Below are 19,175 nucleotides of genomic sequence, written 5' to 3' on the forward strand. Positions count from 1 at the left end.
CCGCTCGGCTGATCAAAGGAGTTCCATGTTCGACCGCAGCTCAGCCTTCGGAGACGTCATCGCAAGCCCGGCCGGTCGTACCGCCCTCGAGACGTTCCTGCCCGGGATCGCGGCATCGCCGATGGCCAAGCAGTTCACGAGCATCCGTCTCGGCCAGCTCTCCGCGATCGTCCCGGAGCTGCAGGACGCCGATGCGAAGGAGCGACTCTGGGCCGCGCTGGCCGAGGTCGACGACGGCCCCGACGCGCGCGCTCCGTACGGTGCGGCCATCGACGCCTCGACCGAGTACGAGGGCGACGACGTCGAACGCGGCTCCGCGGCCCTCACGCTGCCGGCCCCGACCCCGCTCTACGGCGTCATCGAAGTCCGCCTGGACGGCCCCTCGCACGGCAACCCCTTCGTCGACGTCGAACTCGGTGCGACCTTCTCGAACGGGTCGCGGGAGATCACGATCGGCGGCTTCTACGACGGCGACGGCCGCTACCTCCTGCGCATCCTCGCCGAAGCGGAGGGCGAATGGACGTTCACCACGACATCCACCGCGCGCTCGCTCGACGGCATCACCGGCAGCGTGACCGTCGCGGGGGCACAGCCCGGTAGCCACGGGCCCGTCCGCGTCGACGGGTTCCACTTCGTGCACGCCGACGGCACCCGACACCGCCCCCTCGGCACCACCGCATACGCGTGGACGCACCAGCCCACCGAGCTGCAGGAGCAGACCCTGCGCTCGCTCGAGGCAGCACCGTTCACCAAGATCCGCATGTGCCTCTTCCCGAAGTCGTACCTCTACAACGCGAACGAGCCCGAGGTCTTCCCCTTCCCCGGCTCCCTCGCCGACGGCTTCGACCACGAGCGCTTCGACCCCGACTACTGGGCGAACCTCGAGCAGCGCATCGCCGAACTCGGCCGACTCGGCATCGAAGCCGACCTCATCCTCTTCCACGCCTACGACCGCTGGGGCTTCGCCGACCTCGGTCCCGCCGTCGACGAGCGGTTCCTCCGCTACGCCGTCCGTCGCCTCGCCGCGTACGCGAACGTGTGGTGGTCGATGGCGAACGAGTACGACCTCCTGTGGGCGAAGACGGGTGACGACTGGGAACGTCTCGCGGCAGTGGTCGGCGCGGAGGACCCGCACGGGCACCTCAACTCGATCCACAACTGCCAGGGGTTCTACGACTACTCGAAGCCGTGGATCACCCACTGCAGCGTGCAGCGCATCGACGTGTACCGCACGGCGGAGAACACGGATCAGTGGCGCGAGCAGTGGGGCAAGCCGATCGTCATCGACGAGTGCGCCTATGAGGGCGACATCGACCAGGGCTGGGGCAACATCACCGGCGAGGAGATGGTGCGGCGGTTCTGGGAGGGCGCGATCCGTGGTGGGTACGTCGGCCACGGCGAGACGTACCTGAACGACATCGAGCAGTTGTGGTGGTCGAAGGGTGGGGAGCTCGTCGGTACGAGCCCCGACCGCATCGCGTTCCTGGAGCGGATCTCTGCGGAGTCGCCGACCGGTGTGCTCGACCCGTTGCCCGGCGACTGGGACGTGCCGTGGGGTGGCGCCCCGGGCCGATACGTCATCGGGTACTTCGGCTTCAACCGTCCGCGCTTCCGGAACGTGTTCCTGCCGGACGGCGAGTTCCACGTCGACGTGATCGACACCTGGAACATGACGGTCGAGACGTTGCCAGGCACGCACTCAGGTACGGTGCGCGTCGATCTGCCCGGCCGCCAGTTCATGGCGGTGCGGCTGCGTCTCGTCGAGTAGGCCGGCCCTGCCCCCACCCACCCCGCCCACCCCTCTCGCCCTCCTGAACCACTGGCCCCTGACCCCTTCTCATCTCCCCAACTCAGGAAGCGCTCGGCGCGTCGTGCCTGAGCGTCCTGCTCCGGACGCGACACGCCGAGGTGTTCCTGAGTTGGGTCACCGCGCCGGTTCGCGTTGACAGGGTTTGCACGGACGGTTTACGGTTGGTGCGCATTCACGCAACGTCCGTTGCGTAATGCGCAACCTCTGCAGACTGGAGCGTGAGCATGCACGACGGCACCAGCACCGCCCTCCTCGGTGGGCTCCTCCGAGGTACCGCGCTCACCGCGCTCCTGCCGAGCTGGGTCTCCGGCGGCGGCGGGGACGCGGTCCTGGATCGCCTCCGCGACGACGCGGTCGTCGCCGAACTCGAACGTGCGCTCGACGAGCCGCCCGAAGCCGACCGGATCGACTGGTCCGCTGTACGCATCGCACAGGTGTCGCACCCCGACCTCGCCGAGCTCGTCGGTCGCAGCATCGCGGACCTCGCCGCTGAGGCCGGACAGACCCCGCTCGCCGTCGTCTCGGACACGCTCATCGCCGACCGCCTCACCACGCTCGTCGACGCCTCGCCCGCGCTGTCGCCCGCACCCTCCCGACCCTGAGTCTCCCGACCCCGCCGCCAGGACCAACGCACCAGTTCCGACCACCTCCTCCCCGTCCCTGTCTCAGGACTCCCTCGGCGCGTCGCTCGCCCAGCAGCGCGACGCGCCGGGACTCTCCTGAGAACGGGTCAGAATGAGGGAGGCTTCGATCAGAGGAGGAGAGCAGATGCTCCCACTGCCCACGTCCGTCCGACCGCAGGGCGGGGCGTTCACGCTCCGCGAGACGACCGGCCTCGGCGGCGACCGCCGCTTCATCGCAGCGAGCCGGTGGCTGCGCGGGGTGCTGCAGGCGTCGACCGGTTTCGACCTCGACGCACGGATCGACCTGCGCACCGACAGCATCGCGTTCATCCACGACGGCGCCGTCGTGCCCGGCGGCTACCACCTCGAGGTCGGCGCGGAGGGCGTCCGCATCGCAGCTTCCGACGCGTCCGGCGCGTTCTCGGGCGCCGTCACGCTGACGCAGCTCCTCCCCGCCGAGGCCAACCGGCGGGCGCTCGTCCGCGGCGTGGACTGGACCGTCCAGGCCACGATCATCGACGACGAGCCACGGTTCGGCTGGCGCGGGGTCATGCTCGACGTCGCCCGCCACTTCCTCCCGAAGGCCGACGTCCTCCGCTTCATCGACCTCGCTGCACGCCACAAGCTCAACGTCCTGCACTTCCACCTCACCGACGACCAGGGCTGGCGCGTCGAGATCGACGCGTTCCCCCGCCTCACCGAGGTCGGCGGGTGGCGGACCGAGAGCCAGCACGGCGCAGCACGTCACGCTCCGGGCGATGGGCGTCCGCACGGCGGCTTCTACACGAAGGACGACCTGCGGGAGATCGTCGCGTACGCCGCGGACCGCTCCATCACCGTGGTTCCGGAGATCGACCTCCCGGGCCACGCGCGCGCGATCATCGCCGCGTACCCGGAGCTGGCGGTGCCCGACGTCGCGCAGGATGCCGACGAGCCGTCGGTGTGGACCCGTTGGGGCATCAACGAGGCGATCCTCGACATGGGCGAGGAGACCGTCGCCTTCTTCCGCACGGTGTTCGACGAGGTCATGGAGGTGTTCCCGTCGACCTTCATCGGCGTGGGCGGCGACGAGGCGAAGAAGGCACGCTGGGCCGCGAGTGCGCGGACGCAGGCGCTCATGGCCGAGCGAGGTCTCGCCTCGGTGGAGGAACTGCAGGCCTGGTTCATCCGTCAGCTCGAAGCGCACCTGGCTGCCGCCGGCCGTCGGCTCTACGGCTGGGACGAGATCTTGGAGGGTGGCGGGTTGCCGCAGGGTGCGACGGTCGCGTCCTGGCGGGGAGAGTTCGGCGCGGTCGCGGCGGCACGCTCCGGTCATGACGTGATCGCCTGTCCGGACGACCGCGTGTACCTCGACTACCGCGAGTCCGACGATCCGCGCGAGCCGATCCCCGTCGGACCGCCCCTGACGATCGCAGAGGTGTACGCCCTGGAGCCGGTGCCGGCGGAACTGACCGACGACGAGGCGAAGCACGTCATCGGCGTGCAGGCGAACATCTGGACGGAGCACATGGACTCCGCGCGGGTCATCGACTATCAGGCGTACCCGCGGCTCTGCGCCCTGGCCGAGGTCGCCTGGGTGGGTCGCGAGCGCGACTTCGCCGGATTCGAGTCACGTCTGGAGCAGCACCTCGAGCGGCTGGACGCCCTCGGGGTCGAGTACCGGCGTGCGTCCGGCCCGATGCCGTGGCAGGAGCGCCCGGACGCGGAGGGCCGCCCGTCCACGCGCGAGCAGCGCGCCGCCCTCGTCGCCGAGCTCACGAAGGACATCCGGGCGTAGCCCCTCGACAGGCTCAGGGACCGGCGCCCTCGCTGCGCCCGACCTCCCGGTTCGCAGCGCCCGACCTCCCGGTCCTGAGCCTGTCGAAGGGTGCCCTCGCCCGCTACTCTCAGATCTGACGCGCATGGTGCGCCCGCCGCCAGATCGGACCCTGTGGATGCCCGGACTCTCCCGACGCCAGTTCATGACCCGCGCGGCCGTCATCGCGGCCGCCACCGGACTCGATCTCGACCTGCTCGGCCCGCGCCTCGCCACGGTTGCGGCGGCCGCAACGACCGCGCCCGCCACCGTGCTGCCCGGAAACCAGGACATCCCCACGACCCTCCTGCAGACCATCCGTCAGGGCGGCGTCACCGCCGGGCGATACCGCACCCTGACGACCGGTCCTGGTGAGCCGTATCTCCCCCGACTCGACATCCTCCGCGCCACGCCCACCGCGAACCGCCAAGCCGCCCGACGCTCACTCCTCTACCTCGGGCATCTGTCCGACCTCCACGTGATCGACGCGCAGTCCCCGGCGCGCATCGAGCCGATGATCGAGCAGGACCACGCCGCATGGGGCTCGGCGTTCCATCCGCAGGATGCACTGAGCGTTCACGCCACGGCGGCGATGGTGCAGGCGTTCTCCGACGCCCGCTACAGCCCACTCACCGGCGCGCCGATGGGAGCGGCGATCGTCACCGGCGACAGCGCGGACATGCACTCGAACCTCGAACTGCGGTGGTACATCGACCTCATGGACGGCCTCTCCGTCGACCCGGCGACGGCCGGCGGCGCCTACCAGGGCGTGCAGGCGTGGGCCGAGGCGCAGTGGGCGTACCGGCCAGGCGATCCGCGAGGCGGTGCCTTCGGCGAGTACGGTTTCCCGACGCTCCCCGACCTCCTCGCGCAAGCCATCGCGAAGCCCGTCGAATCGGTCGGCCTCCCCGCACCGTGGTACGCGGTCTACGGCAACCACGACACCCTCCTCCTCGGCACCTTCGACCTGACACCGCAGCTGCGCGCGCTCGCGATCGGCGGGCAGAAGTCGTACACGCTCGACGGCACGGCGGGCGTCGCCCTCGGCGGGTACACCTCTGCGGCCGGGGCGCTCGCTCAGGCGATCGACGCGCTCGGCCTCGCGTTCGGTCGGCCGGGCTTCCGATCCGTCCCGTCGAACCGGGACCGCTTCCTCTTCGAGCAGCGCGACTTCATGGCCGAGCACTTCCGCACCGAACCGACTCCCGGTCCGGTCGGCCACGGCTTCACCCAGCACAACCTCGACACCGGTGAGACCTGGTGGCGGACGGAGCTCACCCCGAGCATCCGCGCCTTCGGCCTCGACACCTGCAACCAGGTCGCCGGCCCGGACGGCGCCGTGCCCGACACCCAGTTCCAGTGGCTGCGCCAGGAACTCGACGTCGCGCAGCGCGAGCAGAAGCTCGTGCTCGTGTTCAGCCACCACAACAGCCTCACGCTCGAGAACCGCGCGCAACGCCCCGGCGACACGGAGGTGCTGCACGGGGCGGAGGAGTTCGTCGACCTGCTGACCGGCTACCCGGTCGTGATCGGCTGGCTGAACGGCCACACGCACCTCAACCAGATCCTCGCCCACCCGGCGGCCACGGGCACCGGCGGCTTCTGGGAGATCACGACCGCGTCCTGCATCGACTTCCCGCAGCAGCAGCAGACGGTGGAGGTCGTCGACAACCGTGACGGCACGCTCTCACTGTTCACGACCGTGCTCGACCACGCCTCCCCCGCGGTGCCCGGCACGAGCGGCGACCGCGCCGACCTCGCCTCCCGCAGTCGAGAACTGGCCGCCAACGACTGGGCGGAGACGCCGATGATGCGCCGCGGGTCACCCTTGGATCGCAATACGGAGCTGCTCCTCCCGGCTCCGTTCGACCTGTCGGGCATCACCGACGCCACGCTGGAGTCCCAGCGGATGACCGAGCACGCACGCCTGCTCGCCTATGAGACGGAGCGCGGACTGTGATGAGGCGACGGACCGGGAGCATCCTGTTGCTCAGCGGATTCGGGCTGGCGGTGCCGCTCGGCCTGCTCGGCTGCTCGCAGATCGCGGCGGTCGCCCCGGTCGGCGGCGACCACCTCGCCGAGGTGCGTTACGCGACGATCGACGTGCTGCTCGATCAGGGCGTCGACGTCATGGTCGCGCCGGACTGCGAGCAGGCTGCCGACAGCACCGTGACCTGCACCGGTGAGACGACAGACGGTGAGCGCATCCTGTCCGTGTCGGAGGCGGCCGACCCGACGAGGGTGACCGTCACCGTCGGTGACGACCAGGTGTTCGACGGCGTGATCCTCGACGTGCTCGACGACGCAGCGCGGGACGCCTCGTGAATGCGACCGGCGACGTGACGTCGCCTCGCGTCTCGACGTCGCGTTCGGCGTTGGGGCTCGTCGCCCACGGGTGGCGTCTGCTGGTGCCGGCGGTCATCGGCAACGCGGTGGTGCAAGCGCTGACGGCTGCGCCGCTGGCGACGCCGGAGGCCACCTGGTCGGTCGGCCTCCGCGTCGGCGGTTCGGCCCTCGCCGTCCTCATCGCGACTATCCTCGTGCTGTCACAGCTTCGCGCGTCCGCCCTGGGTGACCGGCTGTGGCCTCCGCGGGCGCGGCTGGTGTGGTTCGTGCTCGTCGCCTCGGCGGTCGTGATCGCCGCGACCGTGCTGCTCTGGCCGCTCCTGATCCCGGCGACGGCCGCCGCGGTCCTCGTCCTCGCTCCGCGGCCAGCCGACGTCACGTGGTGGTCCGTGTTCCGCGTCGATCCGGCCCGATCCGTCCTGCTGTTCGCCGGGACGCTGCTCGTGCTGACGCTGCTCGTCGTCGGCGCGTTCCTGTCAGGCTTCTTCATCTCGGGCCGCGGCTCCGCGCTCCTCGTGTGGGTCGTCGTCGGTGCGGTCGTGACGCTTCTCGTTGCCGCGTGGACGGCGCGAGCGTGTCGGGGTCTCGCAGTCCCGAACCGCCCCGCTGCTTGAGTCGCCCCGGCCTCTGAACCACCCCGGGGCCTGAGCTACCCCGCCCATGACGACCCCCGGGCCCTGAGCGTGTCGAAGGGCATCCCGCCGCGCACGTGTCCCAGGTCGCACGGAGGGTCGCCTGGAACACTGGCGACATGACGACCATCACGCTGACCAAAGGCCTCACCGCCTACCGCGCCGACCCGCCGAAGGGCGTCGAGCTGCGCGGCGGGCTCGTCCTCATCCACGAGATCTGGGGGCTCGTGCCGCACATCACCGATGTCGCCGACCGTTTCGCCGCGGAGGGCTACATCGTCATCGCGCCCGACATCCTGAGCGGCGCGGGTGTCACGCCTGAGATCGGCGAGGAGCTGCAGCAGCTCGTGTTCAACGCCGACGAGGCCACCCGCACCGCTGCCCAGCCGAAGCTCAGGGAGAAGCTCTCGACCACGAAGTCGCCGGAGTATGCGGAGGAGGCGCTCGGGTACCTCGGCAAGGCCGTCGACAAGCTGTTTGACGAGGAGGGGGTCGACGGGCGTGTCGCGGTGGTCGGCTTCTGCTTCGGCGGCGGCTTCAGTTTCGCGCTCGCGGCCGCCGATCGCCGCATCCGTGCCGCCGTCCCGTTCTACGGCTACCCGCCGGAGCCCGAGGCCGTCACCGCCATCTCGTGCCCCGTGCTCGCGTTCTACGGCGATCAGGACGAGGGCCTCATGAAGAGCCTCCCCGAGCTGACGGCCACGATGGAGGACGCCCGGGTCGAGTTCACCGCGACCGTGTACCCGGAGGCCGGCCACGCCTTCTTCAACGACACGAACACGATCACCTACCGTGAGGACGCCGCCCTCGATGCGTGGGCGAAGACGCTCACCTTCCTCGACACGTCCCTCGGAAACGCCTAGCCCCGTCCCGTCCCGCCACCGCCCTGCCCCGTCCCGTCCCGTCCCTGCACCGCCGCGCCCCGTCCCGTCCCTGCCCGTCACCGCCCCGTCTCTGCACCGCCGCGCCCCGTCCCGTCCCTGCCCGTCACCGCCGCACCCGGTACACAACTCCTGCGATCTGCGGATCCGTGCCGCCTCAACAGCCGAATAGGGCCGACGACGCGCCATCGAGCAGGAGTTGCGAACCGGCTTCGACCGATGCGGCGGTTCCGCGCACAACTCCTGCAGCAGCCGGACTTCACCCCCGGAACCGACGGTCTGGGCCCGCCTCGCAACCAGGAGCAGGAGTTGTGCACGCAGCACACTCGGCGACCAGGCACCGCGGCCGCGCACCGCGCACCCCGCACCGCGCACCGCGCACCCCGCACAACTCCTGCAGCAGCCCGGTCCGGACCACAGATCGAAGCAACTCAGGGCCGAATCGAGGGATCAGCAGGAGTTGCGCGCGAAACGACGGGGACGGAGGACGAACGAGACAAGCTCGGGACCGGAAACCGGTCACCGAGCTTGTCGAGGTGGAGAGCAGAGGACCTACGCGCCCTTGAGGCGGGTGGCGAGGTACGCGTAGAGCTCGTCGATCGCGACGCGCTCCTGCTGCATGCTGTCGCGGTCACGCACGGTCACCGCGTTGTCCTCGAGCGAGTCGAAGTCGACGGTGACGCAGAACGGCGTGCCGATCTCGTCCTGGCGACGGTACCGACGCCCGATGGCGCCCGAGTCGTCGAAGTCGATGTTCCACGACCCGCGCAGCTCGTCACCGATCTGCCGGGCGAGCGGCGACAGCGCCTCGTTGCGGGACAGCGGCAGGACGGCGACCTTCACGGGCGCGAGACGCGGGTCGAGGTGCAGCACCGTGCGCTTCTCGACCTTGCCCTTCGCGTTCGGCGGCAGCTCCTGCTCCTCGTAGGCGTCGACGAGGAACGCCATGAGCGCACGCGTCAGGCCGAAGGACGGCTCGATGACGTACGGGATGTAGCGTTCGTTCTTCGCCTGGTCGAAGTAGGAGAGGTCCTTCGTGGAGCTCTCGGCGTGCACCTTGAGGTCGTAGTCGGTGCGGTTCGCGACGCCCATGAGCTCGCCCCACTCGCTGCCGGCGAAACCGAACTTGTACTCGATGTCGACCGTGCGCTTCGAGTAGTGCGCGAGCTTCTCCTGCGGGTGCTCGAACCAACGGATGTTGTCGGGCGTCATACCGAGGTCGATGAACCACGCCCAGCAGAGGTCCATCCAGGTCTGCTGCCACTCGTCGTCCGTGCCGGGCTCGACGAAGAATTCGATCTCCATCTGCTCGAACTCGCGCGTACGGAAGATGAAGTTCCCGGGCGTGATCTCGTTGCGGAACGCCTTGCCGATCTGGCCGATGCCGAACGGCGGCTTCTTCCGCGCCGTCTGCAGCACGTTCGCGAAGTTCGTGAAGATGCCCTGCGCGGTCTCCGGACGGAGGTAGTGCAGGCCCGACTCGTCGTCGACGACCCCGAGGAACGTCTTCAACAGGCCTGACATCTGACGGATCTCGGTCCACTGGCCGATCTTCGACGGGTGCTCCGGGTCGGGGATGTCCGCGAGACCGTTCTCCGGCGGGTGGCCGTGCTCGGCCTCGTACGCCTCGAACAGGTGGTCGGCGCGGTACCGCTTGTGGGTGATGAGCGATTCGGTCAGCGGGTCGCTGAAGACCTTGACGTGACCGGACGCCTCCCAGACGGCGGTGGGCAGGATGACGGCGGAGTCGAGGCCCACCATGTCGCCGCGGCCGCGCACGAACGCGTTCCACCACTGCTTCTTGATGTTCTCCTTCAACTCCACGCCGAGGGGCCCGTAGTCCCACGCCGACCGGGTTCCGCCGTAGATGTCACCGGACGGGAAGACGAACCCCCGGTGCTGCGCCAGGGTGACGACGGAATCGAGTCGGGACTGCTCTGCCATGTGGGCCTCTCCATGCCGCTTTGCCGTGCGGCGGTACCTTCCGTGCTGACGCCTGGCTGGCGCCCGCTCCCGGAACCACTCAATCCTATGGGCGCGCGCCTGACAGCCCCAGTCGTGTGCCTGGACCGCGTCCTCGTCCATCGGCGCTCGGAGCGACGGGACTGCCGCCTCAGGATCGCGAGCGCTACGCTCAGCACATGCTCGACGTCATCGGAAGCCTTCTTCCGCTCGGCCTCGCCGTGGCGCTCAGCCCGTTCCCGGTGATCGCCATCATCCTCGTCCTGCTGTCCGAGCGGGCGCGGGCGAGCGGCCCGGCGTTCCTCGCGGGATGGGTCCTCGCCACGACCGTGGTCGCGATCGTGTTCACGGCATTGGCGAAGACGGTCGAGCCCTCGGACCCCGACGTCCCGAACCCGCTGACCGGCGTGCTGCGACTCGCACTCGGCGCACTGCTCCTCGTGCTCGCCGTCCGCAAGCTGCGTGGCGGACCGAAGCTCGACGCGGACGGCGAACCCGAACTGCCCGGCTGGATGTCGACCCTGACGTCCGCCACCGCCGGCCGCAGCTTCACCATGGCGTTGCTGCTCGCGGGTGCGAACCCGAAGAACCTCGCCATCACGGCCGCTGCCTCCCTCTCGATCGGAACCGGCGGGCTCGCGCCGGGTGAGGTCGTCTGGTCGATCGTGGTCTTCGCCCTCATCGCCTCGGCGACGATCGTCGTGCCCGTCGTCGGCCATGCCTTCTTCGCCGCTCAGCTCGACGCCCCGCTCCGTCGGCTCGAAGTGTGGCTGCTCGGCAACCACACGGCCGTCATGGGCCTCCTGCTCGTGATCTTCGGCGTCATCCTGCTGGGGAACGGCATCGCGAGCTTCTGAACGATCCACCGGCTCAAGCCTGTCTGCGTGCGGGCCCAGGATCGGCCGGGACGGGAGGACTACTGCAGCGACGACGTCAGGCGCGCGAGGTTGTCGAGTACCTTCGCCGAGAGCGGCCGGCGCTGCCAGTCGTCGAGGTGCAGCCTGGTGCTCGCCGCCTTGTAGTCGTCCTCGACGGCACGCATCCGTGTGACGAACGCTGCGCCGTGCACCAGCACCGAGGCTTCCATGTTGAGGCTGAAGGAGCGGATGTCCATGTTGCTCGAGCCGATGACCGCGACGTCGTCGTCGATCGTGAAGTGCTTCGCATGGAGGACGACCGGCGGCCGGTACTGGTAGATGGCGACGCCCGCACGGAGCAGGGACTCGTAGTAGGAGCGCTGCGCGTGGTGCACGAGCTTCTGGTCTCCCAGTTCGGAGACGAACAGTTCGACCTGGAGCCCCCTGGCCGCCGCGGTCGTCATGGCGAGCAGCAGCGATTCGTCGGGCACGAAGTACGGGCTGGCGATGCTCACGCGCCGGTCGGCCTTGTGGATGAGGGCGGTGAACAGTTTGAGGTTGTTGTCGGCATCGAAACTCGGGCCGCTCGGCAGCACCTGGGCGTCGAGCAGCTCCGGGTCGGATCCCGGCAGCACTGCGGACGTGTCGAGCGGCAGGAGCACCCCGGTCTCGGCGTACCAGTCGGTGATGAACACGGCGTCGAGCTCCCGGACGACGGGACCTTCGAGCTCGACCATCAGTTCGAGCCAACGGAGACCACGCGCGATGTTCGCGGGCTTCAGGTAGCTCTCGTCGATGAGGTTCTGCGATCCGGTGAAACCGATGCGCCCGTCCACGACCACGATCTTGCGGTGATTGCGCAGGTCCGGCCGCTGCCACTGTCCGCGGAACGGGCGGAGCGGGAGCATCGCCTCAGCGGACGCGCCCATGGCCCGCAGCGCCTCGGCGGTCTGGGCGCGATTCGGCGACAGGAAGCTCGCGACGTGGTCGAAGAGCACCCGCACGACCACCCCGCGGGCGCAAGCGCGGGCGAGCGCGTCGAAGAACGGCCTCGTGGAGTCGTCGAGCACGAGGATGTAGAACTCCACGTGAACGGTCGTGGTCGCGCTGTCGATCACCTCGATCATGCGGTCGAACGACTCGCGGTAGTCGGCGATGAGCGAGGCACGGTTGCCGCCCACCATGGGCAGCGCACCGAGGGTCGTGTTGAGGCGCACCGTCGTGTGCAGCCACGCCGGCCACTCCTCGGAGTGGCTGAGGAGCCAGGGGCCGTCGGTGCGGGCGAGCATCGCCGCGTTGACCTCGTGCTGTTGTCGGACTCTCGCGGCCGGGAGGCGGTCGCGACCGACGAGGAAGTAGGCGAGGGCGCCGACGAAGGGGATGAAGACGATCGTGAGCACCCAGGCGATGGCCGCGGACGGGCACCGATTGGCAGCCACGAGCACCGTCGCGACGAAGCCGAGGACGATGTGCGCGCCGATGAGGAGTAGCGCGACCGTCTCCGTCGTCTCCAGGGCGGTCACGCGAGTTCCTGCTTCGGGACGATGACCTTCTTGATGATGAGGAGGATCGAGGCGCTCACCGGGCACGCGATCAGTGCGCCGAGGAGACCGAGGAGGGTGCCGCCGACGAGCGCACCGATGAGCACGAGGGAACCGGGGATGCTGATCGCTTTGCCGACGATGCGCGGTGTCAGCACATAGGACTCGATCTGCACGTACACCAGCATGACGATGAGCACGACGAGGCCGGTTGTCGGCGAGGTGAACAGTGCCACCGTCGAGATGACGACGGTGTTGACGACGCTCCCGACGAGGGGGATGAGGGTGATCGGGAACGCGATCGCGGCGAGGACGGCGGCTGAGCGGACCCCGCAGACGCTCAACAGCACGAAGGTGAACACGGCGTTGCACGCCGCCAACGTCACCATGCCGCCGAGGTACTTTCCGACCGACTGCGTGATCGTCTCCGACAGCTCGATGAACGAGGTCCGCTTCGATGCGGGTACGAGCGCATACGCCGCCGTCTTCATCGATTCGAGACCGGCGACGAAGTACATCGTCAGGACGACGACGAAGACGGTGCCGAACGTGGCGTTCAGGAATCCGGCTCCGACACGCAGCGCGCCGCCGCCGACGGCGAGCCAGACGCTCGGGTCGACGATGGCACCTCGCAGCCAGGTCACGGCGTTCGTGAGCGCTCCGCCGAAGGTCGCGTCGACCTCCGTGAACCATTCCTGGTGCTCGATTCGGGCGAGACCCGCCGGCACGGAGTCGATCAGTTCGCGCAGCTGGGCGATGACGATGGGGACGACGAGACCGATGAGCAGCGCGGCGATGGCGAGGAAGACGCCGAGCACCGTGAGGACGGCGCCAACGCGGGACAGCCCGCGACGTTCGAGCCAGAGCACGCTCGGGTACATGCCGAGGGAGATGAAAAGTGCCAGGAAGATGAGGGTGAGCGCGGTGCTCAGCGAAGCGATCGCAGCGCCCAGGAGCAGCGCGAGCAGCACCCCGAGGGTGGTGACGAAGCCGAACTGGAACGGGCCTCGGGCAAGCAGTGACGGTCGACGCGGTTCGCCGGTCTCGCTCATGCTGATCGCCTCTCGTCGGGTGCCCGTCTCACCAGGCGGACGCCTGCTGGAGCGGCGGGGTCCGCGCGCTGCCGCCACAGTACTGGAAAACGGAGCGCCCGCCGGGCTCGCTACGAGGAGCTCTCTGGCGCGGGCGGGCCGGCGATGGCGGCGCCCGTGTCGGTGGCCCCCGCCGTGGCGCCGCTGGTCGGCGCGGCGTCCGCGGTCGCGAGGAAGGTGCCCGCCCGGACCGCCGCACGATACTCGCCGGGCAGCATGCCGTGACGGGCGCGGAACGCCGCCCGCAGCTCGAATGCCGAGGAGAATCCGCTCCGTCTCGCGAGCTCGTCGATCATCATCGCCGAAGCGCCTGTCGCGGACAGCAGCATCGACGCCGTCTCGGACCGGCGGTCCGCGATGGTTCCCGAGATCGTCGAGTCGCTCCCCTGGAAGGCGCGTTGGAGGCTGCGCAACGAGACACCCAACGCGAGCGCGACGGTCTGTGGCGACAGGGCGGTGTCGCGGTGGCGCTCCTGGATGTGCGTGAGGGCCCGCCGTCTGAGGCCCAGTCGGAGTTCGTCGCTGTCCATGGCGCGACCGGAAGCCTCCTGGAAGAGGCCGATCACGAGGTCTTCGACGACACGCTCCGCGACGATCGCCGTCGCTGGGTCGGGCGCCCATGCCGCATCGGCGATCGCCATGCCGAAGTCGCGGAGCGGTGTCGCGAGTGACAGCCGGACGTCCGCACGGTAGCGGTGGGCGGACAGGTCCACACCCCGTTCCCTGAGCCGCGCCTCCGGCACCCTGATGCTCAGGCCGCGCGTCGATTCGAGCGCCGTGAGGTTGTACGAGGTCCAGTCGTGCACGACGTACGCCTGGCCGCGCCCGATCGAGCCACCGCCGCCCGACGACGGACCGAAGTCGCAGACGCCCTCGAGGAGGAATCCGAGGTGGACGGTGCCTGAGGAATGCGCTTCGCGCCCTCTGATCCGCAGGCCCGACTGGCTCGACATCATGACGAGTGAGCGTCCCAGGCGCGCCGTCCGCGCGGCGAAACGGAACGGTCGTCCCTTCCGGGTCCAGAATCCCGGGCTGAGCCGACCGAGCTGCGCGTCAGTCGCTGTGACGCCGGTGGTGCGCAGGATCAGCTGACGCAGATCGGTGGTGGCGATGGGCTTCCACACGTACGCCCCTTTCAACGTCGTCCACCGTCGGTGGGCCCAGAAAACGAGCACCTGTCGGATTTGGGCCCGTGCGCTCACGTTACACAGGATCGAAGCCCACCGATGCACCCCGATCGCGGGCGATGCGCACCGTGAAACCGCGCCACTGCCGCAGCAATCCCGTGCCACCGACTCGGAGGGCTCCCGAGCACCGTCCTACTCTCTGCACAGGAGCGCACGCACCCGAGCGCCCCTCTCTCCGCCGCAGCCCGGGCAGCGGCGCTTCGCCTCGAAAGGCCTCCCGTGAACTTCTTCGACGTCCTCTGGCTCATCATCATCTCCTTCGCCTTCGTCGCCTACCTGAGCGTGCTGCTGTCGATCGTCCGCGACCTCTTCCGCGACCACGGCCACAGCGGTTGGTGGAAGGCGATCTGGGTCGTCTTCCTCGTCTTCGTCCCCTTCCTCACCGCGCTCGTCTATCTCATCGCGAACGGCAAGGGCATGGCGGAGCGCCAGCTCGCCGACGCCCAGCAGCACCAGCACGCCGCGCAGGAGTACGTCCGAGACCTCGCCGGACGCAGCCCGGCGACCGAGATCGCCGACGCCGCAGCACTTCGCGATGCAGGCACGATCACCGAGGCCGAGTTCCAGGCGCTGAAGACCAAAGCGCTGGCCTGACCCTCCCCGACAGCCGCGGTCGCGTACCGCGGTGAGCCCGCCTGCCGACCGCGCTCCCCGACGCGCGGTCGGGGGGGGGCGTCAGCGCACGCACACTTCGGTCGATTCGCCTCTGGCGCGCTCCAGCACCCGAGGTCTAGCGTTCCCCGTAGGCGCCACCACACGCACCACGCACGATCACGAGAGAAGAGCAGCATCATGGCATTCGGACGACGCAGAGCACGCGGCAGCCTCCTCCAGACCGCAGCGCGGACCGCGGTGATCACCGGCACGGCCGCGGCGACGAGCAATGCCGTCCACGGCAAGGCCGCGGCCCGCGAACAGGCCGCGCAGGCCGCTGCCGCACCAGCTGTCGCCCCGGTCGCAGCCGCCCCCGTGGCCGCTGTACCAGCCACCACCGGCGTCAGTCTCAGCACGATCGAGCAGCTCGAACGCCTCGGCGCTCTCCACGCCTCCGGTGTCCTCACCGATGCGGAGTTCGCGACCTTGAAGGCCCAGGCGATCGGCTGACCTCGGTCGTTCCGCACCGTCTCGCAGCACCAGCTTCTCGAGAAAGCAGCAGCGCATGAACGCACCAGCGACCGAACCCGCGGTGGAGACCGAGACGCGAGCGTCCTGGCTGCCGCTCGTCGTCGTGGTCCTCACCCAGATCCAAGCGTCGTTCGCCGTGAACGCCCTGACCGTGTCCATGGGCGGCATCACGACCGACCTCGACACGCCGGCCACGTCGGTCGGCACAGCGATCACCGCTGGAACCTTCGCGATGGCGGCGTTCATCCTGCTGGGAGCGAAGATCGGCGCGAAGTTCGGCACGCGGCGCGTGTTCCAGATCGCGGTCGTCGTGCACGGCGTAGCCATGGCGCTCGTCGCCCTGAGCGTCTCGCCCGCCATGCTGTTCATCGCCCAGGCCGCGTCCGGCGCGGTCATCGCCCTCATCGCCCCGGCGCTGACGGTGTTCATCGCCTCGAACTTCCGTGGTGCGCAGCAGGGCCAGGCGATCGGATTCCTCGCCGCAGCCATCCCAGCGGCCGGCGTCCTCGCACTCCTCATCGCGGGCACGTTCGCCTCGACGATCGGCTGGCGCTACTCCTTCGCCCTCGTCGCCGCGCTGGCAGTCATCAACCTGCTGCTGAGCTTCAAGCTGAAGGTCGTGCCAGCGCACCCCGAGCTCACCATCGACTGGATCGGCGCCCTCCTCGCCGCAGCCACGATCATCCTGCTGAGCTTCGGCTTCTCGGGTCTCGGCTCCTGGGGAGTGTGGCTCGCTCAACCGGGCGCACCGTTCTCGGTGCTCGGCCTCTCGCCCGCGCCCGTCCTCATCATCCTCGGCATCGTTGGCGGCCAACTGTTCTTCTCCTGGCTGCGCAAGGGCAAGGCCTCAGGCCAGCCGCGCATCTTCGACCTCGACGTGCTCGCCACCGGCGCCGAACGTGCCGTCACGGTCTGCATGGCGACCATGTTGTTCGTCGGCACCGCAGCAAACTTCCTCATCCCGCTGTACATCCAGGTGGTCCAGGGACGGTCGAGCTTCGAGACGTCGATCGCGATCATCCCCTACACGTTGTCGATCTTCGTCGCCAGCACGGTCGTCGCGAGCCTGTACAAGCGGTTCACGCCACGCCAGATCGCCCGCTTCGGCTTCGTCGTCGTCGCCCTCGGGCTCATCATCCTGGCGTTCACCATCCGCAACGAGTGGGAACAGTTCTTCGTCGTCGTCGGCCTCATCACGCTGGGTCTCGGTCAGGGCTCGATCGTCGCCCTCGTCTTCAACACGCTGCTGTCGGCCGCGCCGAAGCGGCTCGCCGGGGATGTCGGGGCCTGGCGCGGACTCGTGCACAACCTGAGCGGCAGTGTGGGAATCGCCGTGGCGAGCGTCTTCGCCGTCGGACTGCTGAGTTCCATGGTGCTGACCGGTGTGGCACAGAACGAGGAGCTCACCGAGCAGCTGACCGCGCAGGTCGACCTCGGCAACATCAACTTCGTCTCGAACGACCAGCTCGACGAGGTGCTCGCGACGACCGACGCCACGCCGGCGCAGGTCGAGGCAGCGGTCGCCCTCAACGAGGAGTCGCGCCTGCGTGCGCTGCAACTCTCGCTGCTCGGTCTCGCCGCCCTCTCGCTGCTGGCGATCATCCCGGCCGGTCGTATGCCCGGTCGCTTGCCCGGTGAGCTGCCGGAGGACCTCGCGGCGACCAGTGTCCCCGTCCCCGCCGGCGAATCGCCCGCAGCAGACCGCGACTGAGCGCGGCGTCGGTGGATCAGGTCTGGATCACCCTCGGCATCCTGCTCCTGGCTGTCGTGGCCTTCATCTGGAACCGTCTCCCAGTGGGCATCGTGGCCATCGGGGTGGCTCTCGCGCTCGCCTTCAGCGGCGTGCTCACCTTCCCCGAAGCTCTGGCAGGCTTCGGCGACCCGGTCATCGTGTTCATCGCGGCGCTCTTCGTCGTCAGCGAGGGCCTCGACGCCACCGGCGTGACCACCTGGGCCGGCCAGCAGCTCGTGCAGCGTGCCGGCACCGGACGGAAGACGCTCATCACGCTCGTGATGGTCCTCGTGGCCGTCGTCACGGCGCTCATCAGCGTCAACGGGGCAGTCGCGGCTCTCGTGCCGATGGTCGTCGTGCTGTGCCTGCGCACCAAGCAGCCACCGTCGCAGATGCTCATGCCGCTCGCCTTCGGCGCCCATGCCGGATCGCTGCTCGTCCTGACCGGCACACCCGTGAACGTCCTCGTCTCGGAGTTGGCAGCCGACATCACCCCGGAGGACGGTGGACGGCCCTTCGGCTTCTTCGAGTTCGGCCTGGTCGGCGTGCCACTCGTCGTCGGCACGATCCTCATCGTCGTCCTGTTCGGCAACCGGCTGCTTCCGAAGCGCGCAGCGACGCACGCACCACGCGACCTGAGCGCCCACGCCGCAACGCTCGCCCAGCAGTACGCCCTCGACTCCGCCGACGGTCTCCTCACCCGTGATTCGGGCCTCACCGAGGTCGTCGTGGTCCCCCGCTCTCCGTTCATCGGCGATGAGGTCTTCCCCGGCATGGTCACCGCCAGCGGCGACCTCGTGATCGTGGCCATCCAGCGCAGCGGCGAGGACCTCGGCAGGGTGCGGCTCGCGGCCGGAGACGTCATGCTGTTGCAGGGCACGTGGGCAGCCCTCGATGCGAACACCGTCGACCCGGCCGTCGCCGTCATCGACACCCCGCAGACGATCAGGCGTCAGGCCGTCCCGCTCGGGCCCCGAGCCGGTTTCGCCATCGTGATCCTCGCCGCCATGGTCGTCCTCCTCGCGACGGGCATCGTCCCGCCGGCCGTCGCCGCACTGACGGCTGCCGCAGCGATGGTGCTGCTGCGGGTCATCAGCGTCAGCCAGGCGCACCGGTCCATCTCCTGGACGACCCTCATCCTCGTCGGCGGCATGATCCCCCTGTCCACGGCGATCCAATCGAGCGGCACCGCCGACCTCATCGCGAACGGCCTTGTCGCCGCGCTCGGCTCGTCGAGCCCGTATCTGCTGCTGCTCGGCATCACCGTCGTCACGGTCGTCCTCGGGCAGCTGATCAGCAACATGGCGACTGCGCTCATCGTCGCCCCCATCGCCATCGCGATCGCCGCGGAATCGGGCATCTCCCCGCTCCCGCTGCTCATGGGCGTCGCTGTCGCAGCGGCGGCGTCATTCCTCACCCCGGTCGCGACGCCCGCGAATACGATGGTCATGGGGCCGGGAGGCTACCGCTTCGGCGACTACTGGAAGCTCGGGCTACCGCTCATGCTCCTGTTCATCGCCGTGGCCACGCTCCTGGTGCCACTCATCTGGCCGTTCTGATCGATCATCGACGCCCGGACCACCAGCCACCCAC

At 69.4% G+C, this 19,175-nt stretch carries 16 protein-coding genes; 12 read left to right on the top strand and 4 right to left on the bottom strand.

Annotated features, from left to right (window positions below):
- Positions 1–25: 25 nt before the first annotated feature.
- The 7 genes from KXS11_RS11125 (at position 26) to KXS11_RS11155 (ending at position 8,069) form a co-directional block, all read left to right on the top strand.
- On the top strand, positions 26–1,768 hold the full coding sequence (locus tag KXS11_RS11125) for a DUF5605 domain-containing protein (protein WP_437385649.1): 1,743 nt from the start codon (positions 26–28) through the stop codon (positions 1,766–1,768).
- Between the two features lie 266 nt (positions 1,769–2,034).
- A complete protein-coding gene (locus KXS11_RS11130; RefSeq protein ID WP_437385650.1) occupies positions 2,035–2,412 on the top strand; it encodes a hypothetical protein in 378 nt (125 codons plus the stop codon).
- A 166-nt stretch (positions 2,413–2,578) separates the two neighbouring features.
- A complete protein-coding gene (locus tag KXS11_RS11135; protein WP_437385651.1) occupies positions 2,579–4,210 on the top strand; it encodes a beta-N-acetylhexosaminidase in 1,632 nt (543 codons plus the stop codon).
- A 157-nt stretch (positions 4,211–4,367) separates the two neighbouring features.
- On the top strand, positions 4,368–6,188 hold the full coding sequence (locus KXS11_RS11140) for a TIGR03767 family metallophosphoesterase (RefSeq protein WP_437385652.1): 1,821 nt from the start codon (positions 4,368–4,370) through the stop codon (positions 6,186–6,188).
- A complete protein-coding gene (locus tag KXS11_RS11145) occupies positions 6,188–6,553 on the top strand; it encodes a hypothetical protein (protein ID WP_437385653.1) in 366 nt (121 codons plus the stop codon). Before KXS11_RS11140 ends, KXS11_RS11145 begins: the two co-directional genes overlap by 1 nt.
- Positions 6,550–7,188: a hypothetical protein gene (locus tag KXS11_RS11150; protein ID WP_437385654.1), complete on the top strand. Its 639-nt coding sequence runs from the start codon at positions 6,550–6,552 to the stop codon at positions 7,186–7,188. Before KXS11_RS11145 ends, KXS11_RS11150 begins: the two co-directional genes overlap by 4 nt.
- A 137-nt stretch (positions 7,189–7,325) precedes the next feature.
- Positions 7,326–8,069: a dienelactone hydrolase family protein gene (locus tag KXS11_RS11155; RefSeq protein ID WP_437385655.1), complete on the top strand. Its 744-nt coding sequence runs from the start codon at positions 7,326–7,328 to the stop codon at positions 8,067–8,069.
- Positions 8,070–8,639: 570 nt separating this feature from the next.
- Here KXS11_RS11155 and KXS11_RS11160 read toward each other — a convergent pair.
- Complete coding sequence (locus KXS11_RS11160) at positions 8,640–10,031, bottom strand: glycine--tRNA ligase (RefSeq protein ID WP_437385656.1); 1,392 nt, start codon at positions 10,029–10,031, stop codon at positions 8,640–8,642.
- A 197-nt stretch (positions 10,032–10,228) separates the two neighbouring features.
- Between KXS11_RS11160 and KXS11_RS11165 the strand changes: the two genes are divergently transcribed.
- Positions 10,229–10,906, top strand: a complete 678-nt coding sequence (locus KXS11_RS11165) for a GAP family protein (RefSeq protein ID WP_437385657.1) — start codon at positions 10,229–10,231, stop codon at positions 10,904–10,906.
- Between the two features lie 59 nt (positions 10,907–10,965).
- On the opposite strand, the gene cls is transcribed toward KXS11_RS11165, so the two are convergent.
- The 3 genes from cls to KXS11_RS11180 form a co-directional block, all read right to left on the bottom strand.
- On the bottom strand, positions 10,966–12,420 hold the full coding sequence (gene cls, locus KXS11_RS11170; RefSeq protein WP_437386017.1) for a cardiolipin synthase: 1,455 nt from the start codon (positions 12,418–12,420) through the stop codon (positions 10,966–10,968).
- A gap of 5 nt (positions 12,421–12,425) precedes the next feature.
- Complete coding sequence (locus tag KXS11_RS11175; protein WP_437385658.1) at positions 12,426–13,499, bottom strand: AI-2E family transporter; 1,074 nt, start codon at positions 13,497–13,499, stop codon at positions 12,426–12,428.
- Between the two features lie 110 nt (positions 13,500–13,609).
- Complete coding sequence (locus KXS11_RS11180; protein WP_437385659.1) at positions 13,610–14,662, bottom strand: helix-turn-helix domain-containing protein; 1,053 nt, start codon at positions 14,660–14,662, stop codon at positions 13,610–13,612.
- A 282-nt stretch (positions 14,663–14,944) separates the two neighbouring features.
- Here KXS11_RS11180 and KXS11_RS11185 point away from each other — a divergent pair, with 282 nt between their 5' ends.
- The 4 genes from KXS11_RS11185 to KXS11_RS11200 all read left to right on the top strand — a co-directional run bounded on the left by KXS11_RS11185 (position 14,945) and on the right by KXS11_RS11200 (position 19,141).
- Entirely contained in the window at positions 14,945–15,319 is a 375-nt protein-coding gene (locus KXS11_RS11185; protein ID WP_437385660.1) for an SHOCT domain-containing protein, read from the top strand.
- Between the two features lie 198 nt (positions 15,320–15,517).
- Entirely contained in the window at positions 15,518–15,829 is a 312-nt protein-coding gene (locus tag KXS11_RS11190) for an SHOCT domain-containing protein (protein ID WP_437385661.1), read from the top strand.
- Between the two features lie 55 nt (positions 15,830–15,884).
- The gene (locus tag KXS11_RS11195) at positions 15,885–17,561 is read left to right on the top strand and encodes an MFS transporter (RefSeq protein ID WP_437385662.1); all 1,677 of its coding nucleotides are present in this window, start codon (positions 15,885–15,887) and stop codon (positions 17,559–17,561) included.
- Between the two features lie 11 nt (positions 17,562–17,572).
- A complete protein-coding gene (locus KXS11_RS11200) occupies positions 17,573–19,141 on the top strand; it encodes an SLC13 family permease (RefSeq protein ID WP_437385663.1) in 1,569 nt (522 codons plus the stop codon).
- Positions 19,142–19,175 lie beyond the last annotated feature (34 nt).

Origin of the sequence: Plantibacter flavus, assembly GCF_051487245.1 — a bacterium.
GTDB lineage: Bacteria > Actinomycetota > Actinomycetes > Actinomycetales > Microbacteriaceae > Plantibacter > Plantibacter flavus_B.

Excerpts from the sequence above, each read along its gene's own strand:
- KXS11_RS11125 (WP_437385649.1), top strand. The coding sequence starts at position 26 with ATGTTCGACCGCAGCTCAGCCTTCGGAGACGTCATCGCAAGCCCGGCC.
- KXS11_RS11130 (WP_437385650.1), top strand. The coding sequence starts at position 2,035 with ATGCACGACGGCACCAGCACCGCCCTCCTCGGTGGGCTCCTCCGAGGT.
- KXS11_RS11135 (WP_437385651.1), top strand. The coding sequence starts at position 2,579 with ATGCTCCCACTGCCCACGTCCGTCCGACCGCAGGGCGGGGCGTTCACG.
- KXS11_RS11140 (WP_437385652.1), top strand. The coding sequence starts at position 4,368 with ATGCCCGGACTCTCCCGACGCCAGTTCATGACCCGCGCGGCCGTCATC.
- KXS11_RS11145 (WP_437385653.1), top strand. The coding sequence starts at position 6,188 with ATGAGGCGACGGACCGGGAGCATCCTGTTGCTCAGCGGATTCGGGCTG.
- KXS11_RS11155 (WP_437385655.1), top strand. The coding sequence starts at position 7,326 with ATGACGACCATCACGCTGACCAAAGGCCTCACCGCCTACCGCGCCGAC.
- KXS11_RS11160 (WP_437385656.1), bottom strand. The coding sequence starts at position 10,031 with ATGGCAGAGCAGTCCCGACTCGATTCCGTCGTCACCCTGGCGCAGCAC.
- KXS11_RS11165 (WP_437385657.1), top strand. The coding sequence starts at position 10,229 with ATGCTCGACGTCATCGGAAGCCTTCTTCCGCTCGGCCTCGCCGTGGCG.
- KXS11_RS11175 (WP_437385658.1), bottom strand. The coding sequence starts at position 13,499 with ATGAGCGAGACCGGCGAACCGCGTCGACCGTCACTGCTTGCCCGAGGC.
- KXS11_RS11190 (WP_437385661.1), top strand. The coding sequence starts at position 15,518 with ATGGCATTCGGACGACGCAGAGCACGCGGCAGCCTCCTCCAGACCGCA.
- KXS11_RS11195 (WP_437385662.1), top strand. The coding sequence starts at position 15,885 with ATGAACGCACCAGCGACCGAACCCGCGGTGGAGACCGAGACGCGAGCG.